The 1,001-nt window shown below is 56.5% G+C and carries 1 rRNA gene; it reads left to right on the top strand.

Features of this window, described 5'->3' with window-relative positions:
* Positions 1-1,001: ribosomal RNA gene (locus ACF09J_RS36040) — 23S ribosomal RNA — on the top strand; the annotation flags it as partial.

Raw genomic sequence — 1,001 nt, forward strand, 5'->3', positions numbered from 1 at the left:
GCGGATAGTACCGTGAGGGAATGGTGAAAAGTACCCCGGGAGGGGAGTGAAATAGTACCTGAAACCGTGTGCCTACAAGCCGTGGGAGCGTCGGAATGTGCTTGCACATTCTCGTGACTGCGTGCCTTTTGAAGAATGAGCCTGCGAGTTTGCGGTGTGTTGCGAGGTTAACCCGGGTGGGGTAGCCGTAGCGAAAGCGAGTCCGAATAGGGCGGTGGAGTAGCACGCTCAAGACCCGAAGCGGAGTGATCTAGCCATGGGCAGGTTGAAGCGGAGGTAAGACTTCGTGGAGGACCGAACCCACCAGGGTTGAAAACCTGGGGGATGACCTGTGGTTAGGGGTGAAAGGCCAATCAAACTCCGTGATAGCTGGTTCTCCCCGAAATGCATTTAGGTGCAGCGTCGTGTGTTTCTTGCCGGAGGTAGAGCACTGGATAGGCGATGGGCCCTACCGGGTTACTGACCTTAGCCAAACTCCGAATGCCGGTAAGTGAGAGCGCGGCAGTGAGACTGTGGGGGATAAGCTCCATGGTCGAGAGGGAAACAGCCCAGAGCATCGACTAAGGCCCCTAAGCGTACGCTAAGTGGGAAAGGATGTGGAGTCGCACAGACAACCAGGAGGTTGGCTTAGAAGCAGCCACCCTTGAAAGAGTGCGTAATAGCTCACTGGTCTAGTGATTCCGCGCCGACAATGTAGCGGGGCTCAAGCGTACCGCCGAAGTCGTGTCATTGCGATATGTACCCCCAACGGGGATCGTGATGGGTAGGGGAGCGTCGTCTGCCGGGTGAAGCAGCCGCGTAAGCGAGTTGTGGACGGTTGACGAGTGAGAATGCAGGCATGAGTAGCGATTCACACGTGAGAAACGTGTGCGCCGATTGACTAAGGGTTCCTGGGTCAAGCTGATCTGCCCAGGGTAAGTCGGGACCTAAGGCGAGGCCGACAGGCGTAGTCGATGGATAACCGGTTGATATTCCGGTACCCGCTGTGAAGCGTCAAACAT

The organism is Streptomyces sp. NPDC014889, from assembly GCF_043081205.1.
In the GTDB taxonomy this organism is placed as follows: domain Bacteria; phylum Actinomycetota; class Actinomycetes; order Streptomycetales; family Streptomycetaceae; genus Streptomyces.